Origin of the sequence: Streptomyces monashensis, assembly GCF_001866665.1 — a bacterium.
GTDB classification, from domain to species: Bacteria; Actinomycetota; Actinomycetes; order Streptomycetales; family Streptomycetaceae; genus Streptomyces; species Streptomyces monashensis.
On record NZ_MLYO01000011.1, the window covers coordinates 50,010 to 66,980 of the forward strand.

General features: G+C 72.4%; 13 protein-coding genes and 1 pseudogene. 9 read left to right on the forward strand and 5 right to left on the reverse strand.

All coding sequences use genetic code 11. The features are described 5' to 3' along the window. Window positions 1–149: 149 nt before the first annotated feature. Window positions 150–1,799: an IclR family transcriptional regulator domain-containing protein gene (locus BIV23_RS03830; RefSeq protein WP_071379298.1), complete on the reverse strand. Its 1,650-nt coding sequence runs from the start codon at window positions 1,797–1,799 to the stop codon at window positions 150–152. 72 nt (window positions 1,800–1,871) lie between these two features. Continuing rightward, window positions 1,872–3,107, reverse strand: coding sequence for a M6 family metalloprotease domain-containing protein (locus BIV23_RS03835; RefSeq protein WP_071379299.1), 1,236 nt, complete (start codon window positions 3,105–3,107; stop codon window positions 1,872–1,874). Between the two features lie 591 nt (window positions 3,108–3,698). On the opposite strand from BIV23_RS03835, the gene BIV23_RS03840 reads away from it, so the two are divergent. Next, window positions 3,699–4,346 (forward strand): TetR/AcrR family transcriptional regulator, encoded by a 648-nt coding sequence (locus tag BIV23_RS03840; RefSeq protein ID WP_071379300.1) that lies wholly within the window; start codon window positions 3,699–3,701, stop codon window positions 4,344–4,346. Window positions 4,347–4,524: 178 nt separating this feature from the next. Then, window positions 4,525–6,078 carry an MFS transporter gene (locus tag BIV23_RS03845; protein ID WP_071379301.1) on the forward strand — a complete coding sequence of 518 codons (1,554 nt, stop codon included), beginning with the start codon at window positions 4,525–4,527 and terminating at the stop codon, window positions 6,076–6,078. 42 nt (window positions 6,079–6,120) lie between these two features. On the opposite strand, the gene BIV23_RS03850 is transcribed toward BIV23_RS03845, so the two are convergent. Further along, entirely contained in the window at window positions 6,121–6,633 is a 513-nt protein-coding gene (locus BIV23_RS03850; protein ID WP_071377140.1) for a MarR family winged helix-turn-helix transcriptional regulator, read from the reverse strand. A 320-nt stretch (window positions 6,634–6,953) separates the two neighbouring features. On the opposite strand from BIV23_RS03850, the gene BIV23_RS03855 reads away from it, so the two are divergent. Beyond that, entirely contained in the window at window positions 6,954–7,778 is an 825-nt protein-coding gene (locus tag BIV23_RS03855; RefSeq protein ID WP_071379456.1) for a dioxygenase family protein, read from the forward strand. Window positions 7,779–8,450: 672 nt separating this feature from the next. Beyond that, a complete protein-coding gene (locus BIV23_RS03860; protein WP_071379302.1) occupies window positions 8,451–9,449 on the forward strand; it encodes a sigma-70 family RNA polymerase sigma factor in 999 nt (332 codons plus the stop codon). A 563-nt stretch (window positions 9,450–10,012) separates the two neighbouring features. Here BIV23_RS03860 and BIV23_RS03865 read toward each other — a convergent pair. Further along, a pseudogene (locus BIV23_RS03865) lies at window positions 10,013–11,058 on the reverse strand (MerR family transcriptional regulator). A 39-nt stretch (window positions 11,059–11,097) separates the two neighbouring features. On the opposite strand from BIV23_RS03865, the gene BIV23_RS50145 reads away from it, so the two are divergent. Both BIV23_RS50145 and BIV23_RS03870 read left to right on the forward strand, forming a co-directional pair. Further along, on the forward strand, window positions 11,098–11,247 hold the full coding sequence (locus BIV23_RS50145) for a hypothetical protein (RefSeq protein WP_177239698.1): 150 nt from the start codon (window positions 11,098–11,100) through the stop codon (window positions 11,245–11,247). A 315-nt stretch (window positions 11,248–11,562) separates the two neighbouring features. Then, window positions 11,563–12,159 (forward strand): TetR/AcrR family transcriptional regulator, encoded by a 597-nt coding sequence (locus BIV23_RS03870; protein WP_071379457.1) that lies wholly within the window; start codon window positions 11,563–11,565, stop codon window positions 12,157–12,159. Window positions 12,160–12,251: 92 nt separating this feature from the next. Here BIV23_RS03870 and BIV23_RS03875 read toward each other — a convergent pair whose 3' ends face one another. Then, on the reverse strand, window positions 12,252–13,295 hold the full coding sequence (locus BIV23_RS03875) for a helix-turn-helix transcriptional regulator (protein WP_071379303.1): 1,044 nt from the start codon (window positions 13,293–13,295) through the stop codon (window positions 12,252–12,254). Between the two features lie 63 nt (window positions 13,296–13,358). Between BIV23_RS03875 and BIV23_RS03880 the strand changes: the two genes are divergently transcribed. The 3 genes from BIV23_RS03880 (at window position 13,359) to pfkB (ending at window position 16,806) form a co-directional block, all read left to right on the forward strand. Continuing rightward, a complete protein-coding gene (locus BIV23_RS03880; protein WP_071379304.1) occupies window positions 13,359–14,894 on the forward strand; it encodes an MFS transporter in 1,536 nt (511 codons plus the stop codon). Between the two features lie 206 nt (window positions 14,895–15,100). Beyond that, window positions 15,101–15,862: a DeoR/GlpR family DNA-binding transcription regulator gene (locus tag BIV23_RS03885; RefSeq protein ID WP_071377144.1), complete on the forward strand. Its 762-nt coding sequence runs from the start codon at window positions 15,101–15,103 to the stop codon at window positions 15,860–15,862. After that, on the forward strand, window positions 15,859–16,806 hold the full coding sequence (gene pfkB, locus BIV23_RS03890) for a 1-phosphofructokinase (RefSeq protein ID WP_071379305.1): 948 nt from the start codon (window positions 15,859–15,861) through the stop codon (window positions 16,804–16,806). The genes BIV23_RS03885 and pfkB overlap by 4 nt, the downstream gene beginning before the upstream one ends. The last annotated feature ends 165 nt before the right edge of the window (window positions 16,807–16,971 follow it).

Consider the following 16,971-nt stretch of genomic DNA (forward strand, 5'->3'; position numbering starts at 1 on the left):
GACGGCAAAAGTCCGACGAGCGGCGGCGTGGGTTCGACCCCGGCACGCACTTGTGCTGACTGACTCACCGTCACATTCCGTTGGACGGCTGGTCGTTGTCCGTCATCCTGGCCGATGTTCTCGCCGTCCGCGCCGCGGGGGTGAGGTCGTCAGACCGGCGGGACGGGGGTGAAGCGGGAGGCGGTGTGGAGGTCGGCCCGCAGGTGGTCCGTGGTGGTGCGCAGGGCGGGCAGGACGTCGTGGACGCAGGACTCCAGGGTGCGGCGGGCCGTGTGCGTGGCCACGCACACCGCGGCGACCGCCCGGCCCGTGCGGTCCCGTACCGGTACGGCGATGGAGCGCAGGCCGGACTCCAGTTCCTCGTCCGCGAGGGCGTAGCCCTGCGCGCGGACCTCCGGGAAGGCGGGGGAGGCGTCCGCCAGCAGGACGCGGCCGAGTGAGGTCGCGGCGGCGGGGAGGCGGGCGCCGACCGTGATGTGGACCGTGAGGACACGGCTCGTGCCCGCCCCGGCCGTGTACTGGATCTCCGTGCCGTCGGGGGTGAGGACCGCGAGTGCGGCCGGCTCGTGCAGGGCCTGTGCCAGGGCCCGCAGATGGGGCTCGGCCAGGCGGGCGAGGGTGGCGCGGGACAGGGGAGGGAAGCCCAGGTCCAGGACGCGGGGGGTGAGGGTGAAGGTGCGGTCGGGGCCCGCGGCCACCAGGCCCAGGTGTTCGTGCGTGAGCAGGGCGCGCCGGGCCGTGGCCCGGGACAGGCCCGTCGCCCGGGCCACCTCGGTCAGCGGCAGCGCCGGGCGGCCCGCGCCGAACGCGGTCAGGACGGTGAGGCCCCGGGCCAGCGACTCCACGAAATCGCGGCCCAGTTGGTGCTTCGACGCCGTCGTCCAGGACGCCAGGCCCGAGGGCGGCGGGCCGGGCTCGGGCGCGGGCGCCGTACGCAGGTCGGACTCCATCGCCGCCACCGCCGTACGCAGCCGGGGCAGGAGGCTGGTGCGCAGGTCGGCCGCAGAGTGCCGGCTGGTGTGGCTGACCACGCTCGCCACGCACACCGGGCGGCCGGTGTACGGGTCCCGCACGGGTACGGAGACCGCGACCAGGCCCGGTTCGATCAGTTGGTCGTCCAGGGCCCAGCCGTCCTCGCGCGCCCGCTCCACCCGTTCCGGGAAAGACGGGAGAGACGGGAAAGACGGGGAAAGAGCCGGAGGAGAGGGGGCGTCGGCGGGTGCCTGCCGGGGCGGGAGAGCGGGGAAGGCCGTGTCGTGGGGGTCGGCGGACCGGCGGTCCCGCCAGCGTGCCCAGTCCCGCTCGGTCCACTCGGTCGCGAACAGCGGGCCGGGGCCGGTGCGTTCGGCGGGGAGCAGGTCGCCGATACGGAAGCTCACCGACAGCGCGCGGCGCCGGGTGGCCTGGTGGATGAAGCGGATCCCGTCGAGGTCGGCGACCGCGAGGGACACCGACTCGTCCAGCTCGTCGGCGAGGGCGTCGGCGCGCGCGCCGAGCAGGACGGGCAGACGCAGGGCGGCGAGATAGGAGTTGCCCAGCTCCATCACGCGCGGGGCGAGGACGACGTCCCGGCCGTCGAGGCGGACGTAGTCCATGCGGGCCAGGGTCGCGGTGATCCGGTCGACCGTGGAGCGCGCGAGCCCGGTGGCCCGCTCCAGCGCGCTCGGACCGAGCGTGCCGCCTGCCTCGGTCAGCCGCCGCAGCACACCGACCCCGCGGATCAGTGGCCCGACCGCTTCATCCGGCGGTCCTGCCGCGGCGGCCACGTCGGCGTGCAGTGCGGGGTCAGCAGCGGGCATCGGCTCTCCGGTACGGCGTTCGGGCACGCCTACGGTAAACCCCGCCCGGCGCCGTCCGTCCGGACCGTTCCCTCAGCTCCGGGTCACCCGCACCCGGTAGTCCCCGTCCTCGTCCTTCTCCCGTACCTGGACCGTGATGCCATGGCCGGGGTCCTTGAAGGTCTCGCCGGGGGAGTAGGGGGCGTCGGAGAGTTCCGCCTGGACGTTGGGGGAGCGGGTGCAGCCGCCGCTCCTGGGGTGGCTGTCCTGGACCTTGATCGGGCCGCGGCCGGTGTCGACCGTCGCGTCGACCCGGTAGATCAGGATGCCCGGGTGGCACACCGCCTCGTCGTTGCCGCCCTGGGTGCGCAGCTCCAGCGCGTATCCGCCGTGCGAGTCCGTCGGTATGAACACCAGCTTCTCGCCGCCCGCCCGCGACAGCGGCGTCAGCGTGTACTCGGTGCTGCCCCGCCGTACCGCGCAGTGCACCTGCGAGGCGTCCAGCCAGCCCAGTTTCCACTTGTGCCAGCCGAGCAGATCGTTGTCGGCCCCCCAGTCCTCGCTCATGATGTCCCAGTGCCCGACAACGCCCCCGCCCTCCTGCGTGTAGAGGTCGGGCAGGCCGAAGGTGTGGCCGTTCTCGTGGGGCAGGACGCGGTAGCCGGTGTGGGCGTAGGAGCCGGAGCCGTCGTCCTGGCGGGAGTAGATGAAGGACGCGTTGGCGACGGGCACGCCGTCGGCGACCGGGGCGTCCCCGTTCCCGGCGAAGGTCACGGACAGCACGGTGTCGAGGGCGGACGGGCCGGCGTTCGGGGTGACCAGGACGTTGAGGAGGTCGTAGGAGCGGAAGTCCACCGCCGGGTCGGCCGCGGCCACCATGTCCTGCACCAGCTGGCGGTAGCCGGGGTCGAAGGGGGCGCCGCGGTCTATGCCGTACGCCTTGAAGGGCTTGGGCATCCGCAGCCAGCCGGTGATCGGGGTCTCGGGCACGTAGTCGAGCCGGCCGTACGACGCGGTGCGGAACCACTCCTGGGTCTGCGGGAAGAACTCGTGGAAGCGGTCCATGGCGCTGCCCTGGCCGGGCGCGTCGGAGAAGTCGATCATCAGGGTCAGCGCGTGGACCGTGCCCGTGGAGCGGGAGTAGCCGTGCGGGGTGGGGACGCCCTCGGCCATCTGGATGTCGGGGCTGCCGTGGATCATGCAGGGCGCGAAGGCGGAGGAGTGGGCCAGGGCGATGGGCCCGGCGGTGGTGGGCGCCGTCAGATGTCCGGTCCCGGCCGAGGTGCTGACCGCGAGGGTCAGTGCGGTCACCGCGGTGAGGGCGGCCACCCGGCGCGTGCGTATCCGGCGCCGGCTGCGCGCCCGGCCGGCCCGGGATCTTCCGCGGCACGGGGCCAACGGGGTCGAAGGGGTCGAGGGGGCCAGGGAGGGGGCCTCGTCCTCGTCGTACAGGCCGTCGGGCGGACACGCGTGCCGACGACTCTCGCGCCGGCCCTCGTGCGGCCCGCGGCCCGCGGTCGGGTGGTCGTGGGGGATGTTCTCGTGGGGGAGACGTATGCGGCGGGGCGGCTGCGGCTGCATGCACGGGCCTCTCGCTCCACGGCAGCCGCCGGTCGCCGACTGCACCCTTGCGATCACCCTGTGTCGGCGGGGTGCGGGGCGCGCGTCGGGGAGGCCGAACGTGGGAAAGCGGGGCCGCAAGAGGGTGAATCCCGGCCCGAGATGAGTGTGGCTCAGGTCACAGGGATTGTTGGCGCGGTCGGGAAATATCCGGGGACCCGTTCCCCGTTTAACCCTGCGTCCGAGCGAAACGGGGACGGCTTCCCCGGATCGTGATCACCGCCCGCCGAAGATCCGGGAGCTCCAGGAGCTCTTGACGCTTCCGCCGGGCCCCGTCGCTTCGACAGTGAGGAGTACGCCGTGTCGACCGCGACCACCCCGGCCGTGCGCAAGGTGCCCCGGCCCAGGGCCGACGCCGTGCGCAACCGGGAGCGGATCGTCACCGCCGCCCGGGAGATGTTCGTCGAGGACGGCCCGCATGTGCCGTTGGACGAGATCGCCCGCCGGGCCGGCGTCGGCAACGCCACGCTGTACCGCAACTTCCCCGACCGCGAGGCCCTCGTCCGCGAGGTCGTCTGCTCCGTCGTGGACCGTACGGCCGAGGCGGCCGAGCTGGCCCTGGCCGAGACCGGCGACGCCTTCGCCGCGCTGGAGCGCTTCGTGCACGCCTCCGCCGACGAGCGGATCAGCGCGCTGTGCCCGATGGTCTCCAGCACGTTCGACCAGCACCACCCCGACCTGGAAGCCTCCCGCGAGCGCCTGGAGCAGCTCATCGAGGAGGTCATGGGCCGGGCCAGGGCGGCCGGGCAGCTCCGGCCGGACGTCGGTGTCGGCGACGTGATGATCGCCGTGGCGCAGCTGAGCCGGCCCCCGGCCGGCACGGACTGCCTGCGCGGCGACCGGTTCGTCCACCGGCACCTGCAACTCCTCCTCGACGGCCTGCGGGCCCCCGCCCGCTCCGCCCTGCCGGGCGAGGCCGTGACCGTCAGGGAGCTGCGCAAGCCCTGACCGATCAGTCCTGACCGATTAGTTCGGCCCCGCGCCCCAGTCCACCCTCACATCCCGTCCGACCCGGCCGTCCGACCGGTCCGTCGCCACCGCCGTCGACGAGCCACGCCTCCGTCTTCCCGTTTTTTCGCTTTACTTCAGATTTTTCCGTCACGAAAGTCCCGAAGTGGGTAATCCCATGTCCGAAACGGACCGCAAGGGCGCCTTCGGCGTCACCGCCCCCGGCGTCGACCCCAACCGCTGGAAGGCGCTCGTCTTCATCGCGCTCGCCCAGCTGATGGTCGTCCTCGACGCCACCATCGTGAACATCGCGCTCCCCTCCGCCCAGACCGATCTCGGCATATCCGACGGCAACCGGCAGTGGGTCGTCACGGCCTACGCCCTCGCCTTCGGCGGCCTGCTCCTCTTCGGCGGCCGTATCGCCGACAAGTGGGGCCGCAAGCGCGCCTTCGTCACCGGCCTCGTCGGCTTCGCCCTCGCCTCCGCGCTCGGCGGCGCCGCCACCACCGGCCCGATGATGTTCGGTGCCCGCGCCCTCCAGGGTGTCTTCGGCGCGCTGCTCGCCCCGGCGGCGCTCTCCCTGCTCGCGGTGATGTTCACCGACGCCAAGGAGCGCGCCAAGGCGTTCGGCATCTACGGCGCCATCGCGGGCGGCGGCGGTGCCGTCGGCCTGATCGTCGGCGGTTTCCTCACCGAGTACCTGAACTGGCGCTGGACGTTCTTCGTGAACGTCCCGTTCGCCGTCGTCGCGGCTCTCGGCGCCCTCTTCGTCATCCGTGAGCCCCAGGGCGGCCGCAACCGCTCCCCGCTCGACATCCCCGGCGTGATCCTGTCCTCGCTCGGTCTGATCGCGCTCGTCTACGGCTTCACGCGCGCCGAGTCCGACGGCTGGGGCGACACCGTGACCGTCTCGATGTTCGTCGCGTCCGCGGTGCTGCTGCTCGCCTTCGTGGCCGTCGAGTCCCGGGTCAAGGCCCCGCTGCTGCCGCTGCGCGTGGTGACCGACCGCAACCGCGGCGGGATCTACCTCTCCCTCGGCCTCGCGATCATCGGCATGTTCGGCCTGTTCCTCTTCCTGACCTACTACCTGCAGGTCGTGAAGGGCTACACGCCGGTCAAGACCGGCTTCGCGTTCCTGCCGATGGTGGCCGGCATGATCACCGGCTCCACCCAGATCGGCGCCCGCCTCATGACCCGGGTCCCGGCCCGCTTCCTGATGGGCCCCGGCTTCCTGGTCGCCGCGCTCGGCATGCTGATCCTCACCCAGCTGAAGGTCGACTCGTCGTACGGCACCCAGCTGCTGCCCGCGATGCTGCTGCTCGGCCTCGGCATGGGTACGGCGTTCATGCCGGCGATGTCCCTGGCCACCCAGGGCGTGCAGCCCCGGGACGCCGGTGTCGCATCCGCGATGGTCAACACCTCGCAGCAGGTGGGCGGCGCGATCGGCACCGCCCTGCTGAACACCATCGCCGCCTCGGCGACCACGTCCTACATCAAGGACCACATCGCCGGTGCCGCCGCCAAGCCGCAGCAGCAGCTGGTCAAGCTCCAGGGCATGGTGCACGGCTACAGCAGCGCGATCTGGTTCGCCGTCGGCATCCTGGCCGCGGCCTCCCTGATCGCCTTCACCTTCGTCAACGCCGGCCGTCCGGGCTCCACCCCGGTGACCTCCGGCGAGGGCGAGGGCGAGGGCGTCGAGGACGAGCTTCCGGTGCCGGTGGTGGCCCACTGACCCCGTCCGCAGGCCGGCTCACGGGCCGCCTTGCGGGATGACTCAGCGGAGCCAGGGCAGGTCCGCACCCGCTTCGTTCGGCTGGAGGCCCTCGGCGATGATCCCCATGATCTCGCCGAGGGCCTTCTGCTGTTCCGGACTGAGCCGGTCGAACATCGCCTGCCGCACGGTGGCCACATGGCCGGGCGCGGTCCGTGCGAGCACCTCGGCGCCCTCGTCGGTGAGCACCGCGAGCTGGCCGCGCTTGTCGGAGGGGCAGTCCTCGCGGCGCACCCAGCCGTTCTTCTCCAGCCGCGCGATCGCGTGCGAGAGGCGGGAGCGGGTGATCTTCGACTTCATCGCCAGCTCGGTCATCCGCAGCCGCCGGCGGGGCGCCTCCGCGAGGCCGACGAGCAGGCCGTAGTAGATGTGCGGCATCCCGGCGTCGCGCTGGAGCTGCCGGTCGAGGTGGTCCTCCAGCAGGGTGGTGGCGTGCATGTACGCGCGCCAGACGCGCTGTTCCTCGTCGGTGAGCCAGCGGTGCCGCGCGGCGGCGGGGTCGGGTGCCGTGTTCATGTGTCCCACTGTACGAGGCGTCTCCTTGAAACTTGAACAAGTCGGTCGTATGCTGCGAATAGAACTTGAGAGTTAAAGTAACTCCGGGATCTTCGTCCGAAGTTCCTCCGAGTCCCTCCGGGTCCTTTCCGGGTCCTTTCCGGAGCCTTTCCGAAGCGCTCCCGCAATTCTGTCGGGAGCCCGACGGGCACCTGCCGAGAGGCCTCTCGGAGGCCTGCCGGGGGCCTGTCGGGGGGCCGAGGGGGCCTCGCGAAGACCCGTCGTTGGATTCGTCGTTGGACCTGCCGTTGGGAGCCGCCGCCATGTCCGCCATGTCCGCCATGTCCGCCGTGCCGCAGGAGATGCCCGCCGAGGCGTCGCCGGGGCGCATGCCCGCCCTGTACCTCAGCCACGGCGCGCCGCCCCTCGCCGACGACCCCCTCTGGCCGGGCCAGCTCGCCGCCTGGTCCGCCGGCCTGCCCCGCCCGAAGTCGATCCTCATGGTCTCCGCCCACTGGGAGGAGGCCCCGCTCGCGCTCGGCGCGGTGGAGACGGTCCCCCTCGTCTACGACTTCTGGGGCTTCCCCGAGCACTACTACCGCGTCCGGTACGCCGCCCCCGGCGCGCCCGAACTGGCCGCGTCCGTCCGCAAACTGCTGCACGCCCCCGGTATCCCGGTCCAGGACATACCCGACCGCGGTCTCGACCACGGTGCCTACGTCCCGCTCGTCGAGATGTACCCGGACGCCGACATCCCCGTCCTCCAGGTCTCCCTGCCGACCCTCGACCCGGTCCGCCTGATGGACCTCGGCCGCAAGCTCGCCCCACTGCGCGACGAGGGCGTGCTGATCGTCGGCTCCGGCTTCTTCACGCACAACCTCGCCGCCCTGCGGCACACCGGCGGCGGCGTGCCGAGCTGGTCCTCCGAGTTCGACGACTGGGGCCGGCGTGCCCTGGAGGCCCGCGACTGGGACGCCCTGCTCGACTTCCTCGACAAGGCCCCGGCCGGCCGCTACGCCCACCCGCGCACCGAGCACTTCGCCCCGCTCTTCGTCACGATGGGCGCCGCCGAGGCGGGCGGCGGACTGGACGCGCAGAAGTCCGTGACCTCTGTGATCGACGGGTTCTGGATGGGCATGGCGAAGCGGTCGGTGCAGTTCGGCTGAGGTTCCGCCCGGGGGCGCCGGAGCCGGGGCGGGCGGTGCCGGAGTCGGGGGTGTCGCGTGCCGGCTGCCGTGGGCGGTGGGCGATGGGCGGCGGGTGATGGGCGGTGGCCGGTGAGTGGTGGCCGGCGGGTGATGGGCGGTGGGCGATGGGCGGCGGGTGATGGGCGGTGGCCGGTGGGTGGCGGGTGGCGGGGGCGTGCGCGGTCTTCGACCGGTAAGGGCCGGATATGGCCTAGCTCAGGATTTGCCGTGATTCCGCTTACGTGACAACCATCGGGCGGTGCGGGCCGTCTTCCGGGTCGGGAGGGCGGTCGACGGTGACGGTCTTCCGGGCTTGTTCTTCCGGGCTCGTTTCGGCGTGAGGGGTGCGACACCGAGTGTGACGAGCGTCTCGCGGACGCAGGACTCGTAGATCACCGCGAGCGTGTCGAGATCCACCTCGACTCCCGGTCTGACCTGCGTCTCTGCAGGTTCGGCGGCCTCTCTCGCCCCACGTGGCGGGACAGGGTACTGCATGATCAGAAAAATCGGAGGGCGGGTTGGGAATTCTGTCCGGATTCCAGTCGTTGTTTCCATCGGACGCAGGGCAGCCGAGGAGAGTCCCCACACAGTCCCCGGAGCGCTGAGCGTCCACAGGACCACCTGCCAGCCCACCATCGCAAGGGAGCACGCATGGCAACCCGTGCCGTCGCCCGTCGTCAGTCCGCCTCCGGCGAGACGGCCGACTCGGCAAGCAGGCTTCGCGCACACGGCGGCGAGATCGCCGACCGTGACCTGGTCGGCATGTACCTCGACGAGATCGCGCGTACGCCGCTGCTCGACGCCGCCAAGGAGGTCGAGCTGTCCCAGACCATAGAGGCGGGTGTGTTCGCGCGGCAGGTCCTCGACGGCGAGGAGGAGTCCGCGTCGGACGCCACCCGTGAGGAACTGGAGGCGCTGGTCGCCGCCGGTGAGCGGGCCAAGGACGTCTTCATCCGGTCCAACCTCCGCCTGGTCGTCGCCGTGGCCCGGCGCTACCCGCGCAGCGGCCTGCCCCTGCTGGACCTGATCCAGGAGGGCAACGCCGGCCTGGTGCGCGCTGTCGAGAAGTTCGACTACCGCAAGGGCTTCAAGTTCTCGACGTACGCCACCTGGTGGATCCGTCAGGCCATCACCCGCTCCATCGCCGACCAGTCCCGCACGATCCGGCTCCCCGTCCACCTGGTGGAGGAGCTGGGCCGCATCCGCCGCATCCAGCGCGAGTTCAACCGCGAGCACGGCCGTGAGCCGGAGCCCGCGGAGATCGCCGCGGAGCTGGGCTCCACCCCGGAGCGCGTCACGGACGTCCTCGACTGGGCCCGCGACCCGGTGTCGCTGAACATGTCGGTGGACGACCAGGGCGAGACCCAGTTCGGCGACCTGCTGGAGGACACCTCCGCGGTCTCCCCCGAGCAGTCCGTCCTGACCCTGCTGCGCAGCGAGGAACTGGACGACCTGATCGGCCGCCTGGACCAGCGCACGGCCTCCATCATCAAGATGCGCTACGGCATCGACGACGGCCGCGAGCGCACCCTGACCGAGGTCGGCAAGGAGCACGGCCTGACCCGCGAGCGCATCCGCCAGATCGAGAAGCACGCGCTGCTCGAACTGAAGAAGCTGGCGCGGGACACCGGATTCGACGCGGCGGCGTAACGGTCGTACGCCGCGGTGGTACGCCGCTCCCGTCGGGGAGCGGCGTACGGGACGAACGGCAGTCAGGACGAGGCGTCGACGGAACAGGAGGGGGCGTCTGCGGAGTCGTGTGCGCGCTGCGCGCGGTGGGCGGGGTGTGTGCGCTGCGGAGGGTGGGGGTGGTCGTGGGCGTGCGATGCCCGGGACCGCGCACGCCGGTGGCGAAAGACGGCGCAAACATGGCGTGGTCCTGTCGCTTCAACGCCCGGGCCCGCGGGAACAACCCATGCGGGCCCAGAGCAAGCCCCCCCCGGGAACCCGGACCGCACTCCCCAGAGCGTCTGACACACCGCCCGCCCTACACACCTGACAGCCGCACCGCACACGGCAGCCGATCCAGCGCCGCCGGCCGTCCCCACGCGAACCACGTCCCCACGCGAACCACGTCCCGACGCACCATCCCCCCCGGCGCCGGGACCTTCCGAAGCCGGGCTCCGGCACCCATCCCCCCTGGGTGCCGGAGCCCGGCTCTCTTGTGTGCGCGGTGGTCGGCTCCCGCCTGCGGAGAGTCCGTCGGCGGCTGGTCAGGCGGCCGGTGCGTGGACGCGCAGTGCCGTGACCGTCCAGTCGATCAGGGGAGTCGTGGGCTCCGGGGCCGGCCAGCCGTTGATCCGGGCCAGCGGGCGGAAGTAGCGGTCCCGGCGGGGAGCGCGCACGGCTTCGAGGTGTCGGATCAGCCCGCCGACCGTTCCCGTGGCCATTCCCGTGACCGCTCCTGTCGCGGTCTGCTCGGTCGGCCCGGTCTGCGCGCTCGGCCCGGTCTGCTCGGTCGGCTGGCACCGGGCGAGGAGAGCCGTGACGACGGATTCCGCCCGGGGCGCGTCCGGCCTGGTACAGGCGGTCAGGGCGGGTCCGGCCAGTTCGCGAGCGAGGGCAACGGGGTCCGGACGCGGCGGACTTGAGACATCTCCCCTCTGCGTCTGCCTCTGCGTCCGCGCGTGCTCGTGCACCAGCCGCCGCACGGCCGCGCGGAAGCCGTCGTCGAGGGCCAACTCGGCCAACTCCAGCCAGGCCGCGAGCTGTTCGTCCGTCGGTTCGGCGGGCAACTCGGGGGTCGTGGAACGGCGGACCGCGGCATGAGGGCCACCACGGGCCGGAGTCGCCACCGGGGAGTCACCGCCTCCGGGGCCGCCTTCGGGGGTGTCGAAGACGGCGTCCAGGAAGCCGTTGATCAGCCGTCGCCGCTCGTTCTCGGACAGGGTCGCCAACCGGTGCATGAGTCCCGTCTCCTCCAGGGTGGGCGCGCGTCCGGCCACGACCGACAGCACCGCCCGGCGCAGGCGCAGCACGCTGATCTGCACATCCAGCGCCGCCGCCTGCTCGGCTGGTCCAGCACCTGCCGGATCACCTCCAGCCCGAGGCCCAGTTCACGCAGCGCCCGTACGAGCGCCAGCCGGGCCGGGGCGTCCGGCCCGTACCGGCGATGGCCTGCCGCGGTGCGGTGCGCCGGTACGACGAGACCGCGGTCGGAGTACAGGCGGATCGTCTTGACCGACAGCCCGGTATGCCGGGCCGGCTCACCGATCGAGTACATCGAGCCGCACGACGCGTGCGGGGTGCCGTCGCGCATGGACCCACCTTCCGGTCTCCCTCCGGGGGAGAATCAAGTGTGCGGGAGGGCGAGTTGCAGGCCGCCCGACTGGCGGCCGACGCGGGCTTCACCGTCCCCGGCGAGGCGGCGCAATCCTGGCTGAGCCACCTCGGCCGGGAGCCGTTCCTCGCCACGGTCACCTTCTACGTGGTGGTGACTGAGGCGTAGTCCGGTTAGCCCCTGAACACCTAGAGCACACGCGCCGACGACGGCGGGACACGTGCACACGGCGGACAAGTGGGAACAGCCGGCGGGACACGTGCGAACGGGGACTGCGGGAACGGCGGAAAACGTTGGAACGGCGGAAAACGTTGGAACGGCGGCCCACCCCGTACCTGAACCCCGGGGTGGACCGCGCGGATGGCAGATTCTGCCACATGGGCATAGCCTGCCGGAATGAGCACCACCCCCAGCGACTCCCACCAGCAGTTTTCCGCCTCCCCACCGGTCTCGTTGACCGAGCGCCGGAAGGCCGAGACCCGGATGGAGATCGCCCGGGCGGCGGGCGCGCTGTTCGTCCGCCAGGGCCTGCGGGCGACCCGCGCCGAGGACATCGCGCAGGCCGCGGGCATCGCACCCCGCACCTTCTACCGCTACTTCGCCACCAAGGAGGAAGCGGTCGCCCCGCTCTACGCCGCCGGCGCCCAGCGCTGGGCGGAAGCGGTCCGTGCGGCTCCGGCCCACCTCGGCGTCCCGCAGGCACTGGAACACGCCGTCCGCCACACCCTCACTCCCGGTGCCGGGGTCTCGGCGGCCTCCTGGGAGTGGGTCCGCACCCTGATCCGGCTGGCCGACAGCAGCCCGGCCCTGCGCAAGGTCTGGGCCGAGGTGTGCCAGACGTCGGAGGCGACCCTGGTCGAGATCCTCGCGACGCGCCTGGCGCCCGACGGACCGGCCACCATCGCCCCTGCGCTCCGCTTCGCCGCCGCCGTCGCCGGTGCGGCTGTCCGCGTGGCCGTGGAGTCCTGGGCGGCCACCTCCTCACCGCCGACCGGCCCCGAGGGCCCGGCGGCCCTGGCACTGCACAACCTCAGAGCGCTGAGCGGATTCGACTGGCGCGAGCACGGCCCGGCCAACTGACGGCGAGCAGGGCCGGGCCACCTGGCGGCGAGCAGGGCCGGGCCATCTGACGGGGGTGGAGCCGGGGCGTCCGATAGGGGGCGGAGCCGGGGTCAGGGCTGCGCGGACCCGGAGTCGGGTTCCTCGGCCCTTCGCTCTTCCCTCTCCCCTTCCCCCTCCCCCCGCCCACCCTCCCCCCGCCCCGCCCGGCTCAGTCGTCCGCCCAACTCCCGTACGCACTCGGCCAGTTCCCCAGGTCCCCGTACGGTGAACTCGAACCCGGCCATCGCGAGCCGTACCGCCAGCCACTCCACGGGATCACCGGAGGTGCCCCGCAGGACGCAGCCGCCCTTCCCGTCGTCCTCCGGCTCCCCGAGCCAGGCCGGCACCCGCGTGGCGACCTGCCCGGCCGGCGCGGCGAAGCCCACCGTGAACTCGTACGTCTCCTGCCGCCGGTTGATGGACCGCCGCAGATACTCGGCGGCGTCCCCCGCCGGCAACTCCCGTGGCGCGAACCGCACTCCGGTCGCGAACGGCTCGCTCACCCGGTCCACCCGGAACGTGCGCCAGTCCGCCCGGTCGAGGTCATAGGCGACCAGGTACCACCTCCTTCCCGTCGACACCAGCCGGTGCGGCTCGGTCAGCCGCCGCGTCTCGCCGCCCTCCTTGTCGCGGTAGGCGAACCGCAGCCGCTCGTGTCCCGCCACCGCCGACGCCATCACGGTCAGCGTCTCCGGCGCGATGCTCGCGCCGTCCCCGCTGGTCAGCGGTGTGGTCGCGGCCTGCAAGGTGGACACCCGGTGACGCAGCCGGGAAGGCAGCACCTGCTCCAGCTTGGCCAGGGCGCGCACCGACGCCTCGTCCACGCCCGCCACCGCGTGCCCGGCTCCGGCCCGCAGCCCCACGGCGATCGCCACCGCCTCCTCGTCGTCCAGTACCAGCGGCGGCATCGCCTTGCCCGCGACCAGCCGGTACCCGCCGTCCGCGCCCTTCGTCGCCTGCACCGGATAGCCCAGCTCCCGCAGCCGGTCGATGTCCCGCCGCACGGTGCGGCGCGACACCCGGAGCCGCTCGGCCAGCTCCCCGCCGGGCCACTCGCGCGGGGTCTGGAGGAGTGAGAGCAACTGCAACAGCCGAGCCGGTGTGTCGGTAGTCATACGGATGAGAATGCCGTACGACTAGGACACGATCTGGCCTAATGGCCTCCTAACTTTTCGGACATGACCTCCTCGGAACAGACCCTCACCCCTCGGCCGTCTCCGGACGACGCGCCGGCTCCGGGCGACCGGCGCCGCTGGTTCGCCCTGGCCATCGTCATGACGGCGGCCTTCATGGACCTGGTGGACGTGACGATCGTCAACATCGCCATCCCGTCCATCCAGCGGGACGCCGGCGCGTCCGTCAGCCAGATCCAGTGGATAACGGCCGGGTACGCCCTCGCCTTCGCCGCGGCCCTGATCACCGGCGGCCGGCTCGGCGACATCCACGGCCGCAGGCGGCTGTTCCTGGTCGGCATCGGCGGCTTCACACTCGCCTCCGCTCTGTGCGGTTTCGCCGTGAACCCGGACATGCTGGTCGCCTCCCGCATCCTTCAGGGCAGCATGGCGGCGATGATGGTGCCTCAGGTGCTGTCGATCGTGCACGCCACCTTCCCGGCTCATGAGCGCGGCAAGGTCTTCGGTCTGTTCGGCGCCGTCGTCGGTCTGGGCGCGGTCTCCGGTCCGCTGCTCGGCGCGCTGTTGACGGAATGGAACCTGTTCGGCCTCGAATGGCGGCCCATCTTCCTCATCAACCTCCCCGTCGGTATCGCGGCCTTCCTCCTCGGCCGCCGTTTCATCACCGAGTCCAAGGCGCCCAAGGCGCTGAAGCTGGACCTCGTCGGTGTCACCCTGGTCTCGCTGGGCCTGCTGATGCTGCTCTACCCGCTCACCCGCGGCCGGGAGCTGGGCTGGCCGCTGTGGGGGTACCTCTGCATGGCCGGCGCCCTCGTCGTCTTCGCCGCCCTGCTGTCGTACGAAAAACGGAAGGCCGTTCGGGACGGTTCCCCGCTCATCGAACTGTCCCTCTTTCGGGTGAAGAGCTTCGCCGCGGGCATCGCCGTGCAGACCGTCTTCGGTGTCGCGCTCGGCATCTTCTTCCTGGTCTGGACGCTGTACATGCAGATCGGCCTGGGCTGGAGCCCGCTGCGGGCCGGGCTGACCGGGGTGCCCTTCTCGATCGCGGTGTCCGTGGCCGCCGGGATGTCCGTGCAGAAACTGGTCCCGCGCTTCGGCCGCAAGGTGCTCCAGGCGGGTGCGCTCGTGATGGGCACCGGCGTGCTGCTCTACCTCTGGGAGGCCCACCGCTACGGCCTTGCCATCGCGTCCTGGCAGATGGCCCTGCCGCTGGTCGTGATGGGCGCCGGCATGGGCCTGATCGTCGCCCCGCTGACGGACGCGGTGCTCTCGGAGGTGCCGCGCGAGCACGCCGGTTCCGCGTCCGGGCTGATCAACACCGTGCAGCAGATGGGCAACGCGCTCGGGCTCGGGCTCGTGTCGGTCGTCTTCTTCGGGCGGATCGGCGACCGGCTGGCTCCGGCCCAGGTCGGCCCGGCCTTCGTGCACGCCTTCCAGTACGCGCTGTGGTGGGTTGCCGGGATCATGGGCGCGATCTTCCTGTTGATGTCCGCCCTGCCGAAGCGGCCGGCGCAGCACGTCGAGGGCGCGGAGGACGGGGAACTGCCCGCGCTGGAGAAGGAACCCGAGCTGGTGTCCTGACCGGGCGGTGAGATGTCCCGACCCGCGACGTGACGGGCCCGGCACCGGTCAGGTGCCGGGCCTTTCTGTTGGTCCGGAAGTCCGTTCATGCCCGATTGGAGTCTGAACCTGTTTACATTCCGGAAAGCCGCGCGTAGCCTCGCAGTGAAACCACACGTTCGGGCATTACTCGGAAGTGAACGGACATCGAGGCGGAGGCGAGCGGGATGTACGCACCGGAACGGCAGCAGGAGATCCTCCGGCTCGCCCGTGACGGCGGCCGGGTGGACGTGCTGTCGCTCGCCGAGGAGTTCCAGGTCACGGCGGAGACGATCCGCCGTGACCTGAAGGCCCTCGACCGCGCCGGTCTGGTCCGCCGCGTCCACGGCGGCGCCATCCCCGCCGGGCGCCTCGACTTCGAACCGGACCTCGCCGAGCGCGAGGGCACCTCCGCCGACGAGAAGGACCGCATCGCCAAGGCGGCCCTCACGGAGCTGCCGACCGAGGGCACGATGATCCTCGACGCCGGTACGACGGTTGCGCGGCTGGCGGCCGCCATCCCGCTGGAGTCCTCGCTCACCGTCGTCACGCACAGCCTGCCGATCGCGGCCCGCCTCGCGGACCACCCCGGCATCCAGCTCCACCTCGTCGGGGGGCGCGTACGGCACCGTACGCGCGCCGCCGTGGACGCCTGGGCGCTGCGCGCGTACGGCGAGATCCGGGCGGACGTGCTCTTCGTGGCGGCCAACGGCTTCTCCGCCGAGCACGGCCTGACCACCCCCGACCTCGCCGAGGCCGCGGTGAAGCGGGCCGCGGTCGCCGCCGCCCGCCGCGTGGTGCTCCTGGCCGACTCCGCCAAGCACGGCCAGGAGCACTTCGCCCGCTTCGCCGACCTGAGCGACGTGGACCTGCTGATCACCGACAGCGGGCTGAGCCCCGAAGACACCGCCGCCATCGAGCGCGGCGGCACGGAAGTAGTGCGCGCATGATCCTCACCGTCACCCCCAACCCCTCCCTCGACCGCACCTACGAGGTCCCCACGCTGGAGCGCGGCGAGGTCATCCGCGCCACCGGTGAGCGCATGGACCCGGGCGGCAAGGGCGTGAACGTCTCGCGCGCCGTGGCGGCCGCCGGACAGCGCACGGTCGCGGTCCTGCCCCTGGGAGGTGCGCCGGGGGCGCTCATCGCCGAGCTGCTCGACGCGCAGGGCATCGAGGTCGCGCCGGTCCCGGTCGCCGGAGCCACCCGCTCCAACATCGCGCTCGTCGAGTCCGACGGGGTGCTCACCAAGATCAACGCGCCGGGGCCCGTGCTGTCGCCCTCGGAGCAGGAACTCCTCCTGGACACGGTGCGGGACCAGTCGCGCGACGCCGACTGGATCGCGTGCTGCGGCAGTCTGCCCCGGGGTCTCGCGCCCTCGTGGTACGCCGATGTCGTCACGCGGGCTCACGCGGGGGGCGCACGCATCGCCCTGGACACCTCGGGACGTGCGCTGCTGGAGGCGCTGCGCGCGCGGCCCGATGTGGTGAAGCCGAATGCCGAGGAGCTCGCGCAGGCCGTCGAGCGCCCCCTGGCCACCGTGGGTGACGCGCTGAAGGCGGCCGAGGAGTTGCGCGGCATGGGCGCGCGCGCCGTGCTCGCGAGCCTGGGTGCCGACGGGCAGCTCCTCGTGGAGGACACGGGCGCCTGGTTCGCCCACGCGCGTGTGGACACCGTCCGCAGCAACGTCGGCGCCGGCGACTCCTCCCTCGCCGGCTTCCTGATCGCCGGCGGCAGCGGCCCCGAGGCCCTCGCCTCCGCCGTCGCCCACGGCGCCGCCGCCGTCCAGCTCCCCGGCAGTGTGATGCCGACGCCCGCCGACCTGGACCCGTCGGTGGTGACCGTCACGGCCGAGATCCCCCTCGACCGCGAACTGACGGATCCGGTGTCATGACCTGGATCGCGCTCCATGGCGCACGCCCCGGTACCCGGCACCTTGGCGCGCGCCCCCGACCGACACCCCCGGAAGCGCGCACCCCACCGGCCCCGAAGCGGCGGGACTCCCCGTCACTCGCCGCGGCCACCGGGCGGCACCACCGGCCGAGCCACGGTGCCACCC

Excerpts from the sequence above, each read along its gene's own strand:
- BIV23_RS03830 (WP_071379298.1), bottom strand. The coding sequence starts at position 1,799 with ATGCCCGCTGCTGACCCCGCACTGCACGCCGACGTGGCCGCCGCGGCA.
- BIV23_RS03845 (WP_071379301.1), top strand. The coding sequence starts at position 4,525 with ATGTCCGAAACGGACCGCAAGGGCGCCTTCGGCGTCACCGCCCCCGGC.
- BIV23_RS03850 (WP_071377140.1), bottom strand. The coding sequence starts at position 6,633 with ATGAACACGGCACCCGACCCCGCCGCCGCGCGGCACCGCTGGCTCACC.
- BIV23_RS03855 (WP_071379456.1), top strand. The coding sequence starts at position 6,954 with ATGTCCGCCGTGCCGCAGGAGATGCCCGCCGAGGCGTCGCCGGGGCGC.
- BIV23_RS03860 (WP_071379302.1), top strand. The coding sequence starts at position 8,451 with ATGGCAACCCGTGCCGTCGCCCGTCGTCAGTCCGCCTCCGGCGAGACG.
- BIV23_RS03870 (WP_071379457.1), top strand. The coding sequence starts at position 11,563 with ATGGAGATCGCCCGGGCGGCGGGCGCGCTGTTCGTCCGCCAGGGCCTG.
- BIV23_RS03875 (WP_071379303.1), bottom strand. The coding sequence starts at position 13,295 with ATGACTACCGACACACCGGCTCGGCTGTTGCAGTTGCTCTCACTCCTC.
- BIV23_RS03880 (WP_071379304.1), top strand. The coding sequence starts at position 13,359 with ATGACCTCCTCGGAACAGACCCTCACCCCTCGGCCGTCTCCGGACGAC.
- BIV23_RS03885 (WP_071377144.1), top strand. The coding sequence starts at position 15,101 with ATGTACGCACCGGAACGGCAGCAGGAGATCCTCCGGCTCGCCCGTGAC.
- pfkB (WP_071379305.1), top strand. The coding sequence starts at position 15,859 with ATGATCCTCACCGTCACCCCCAACCCCTCCCTCGACCGCACCTACGAG.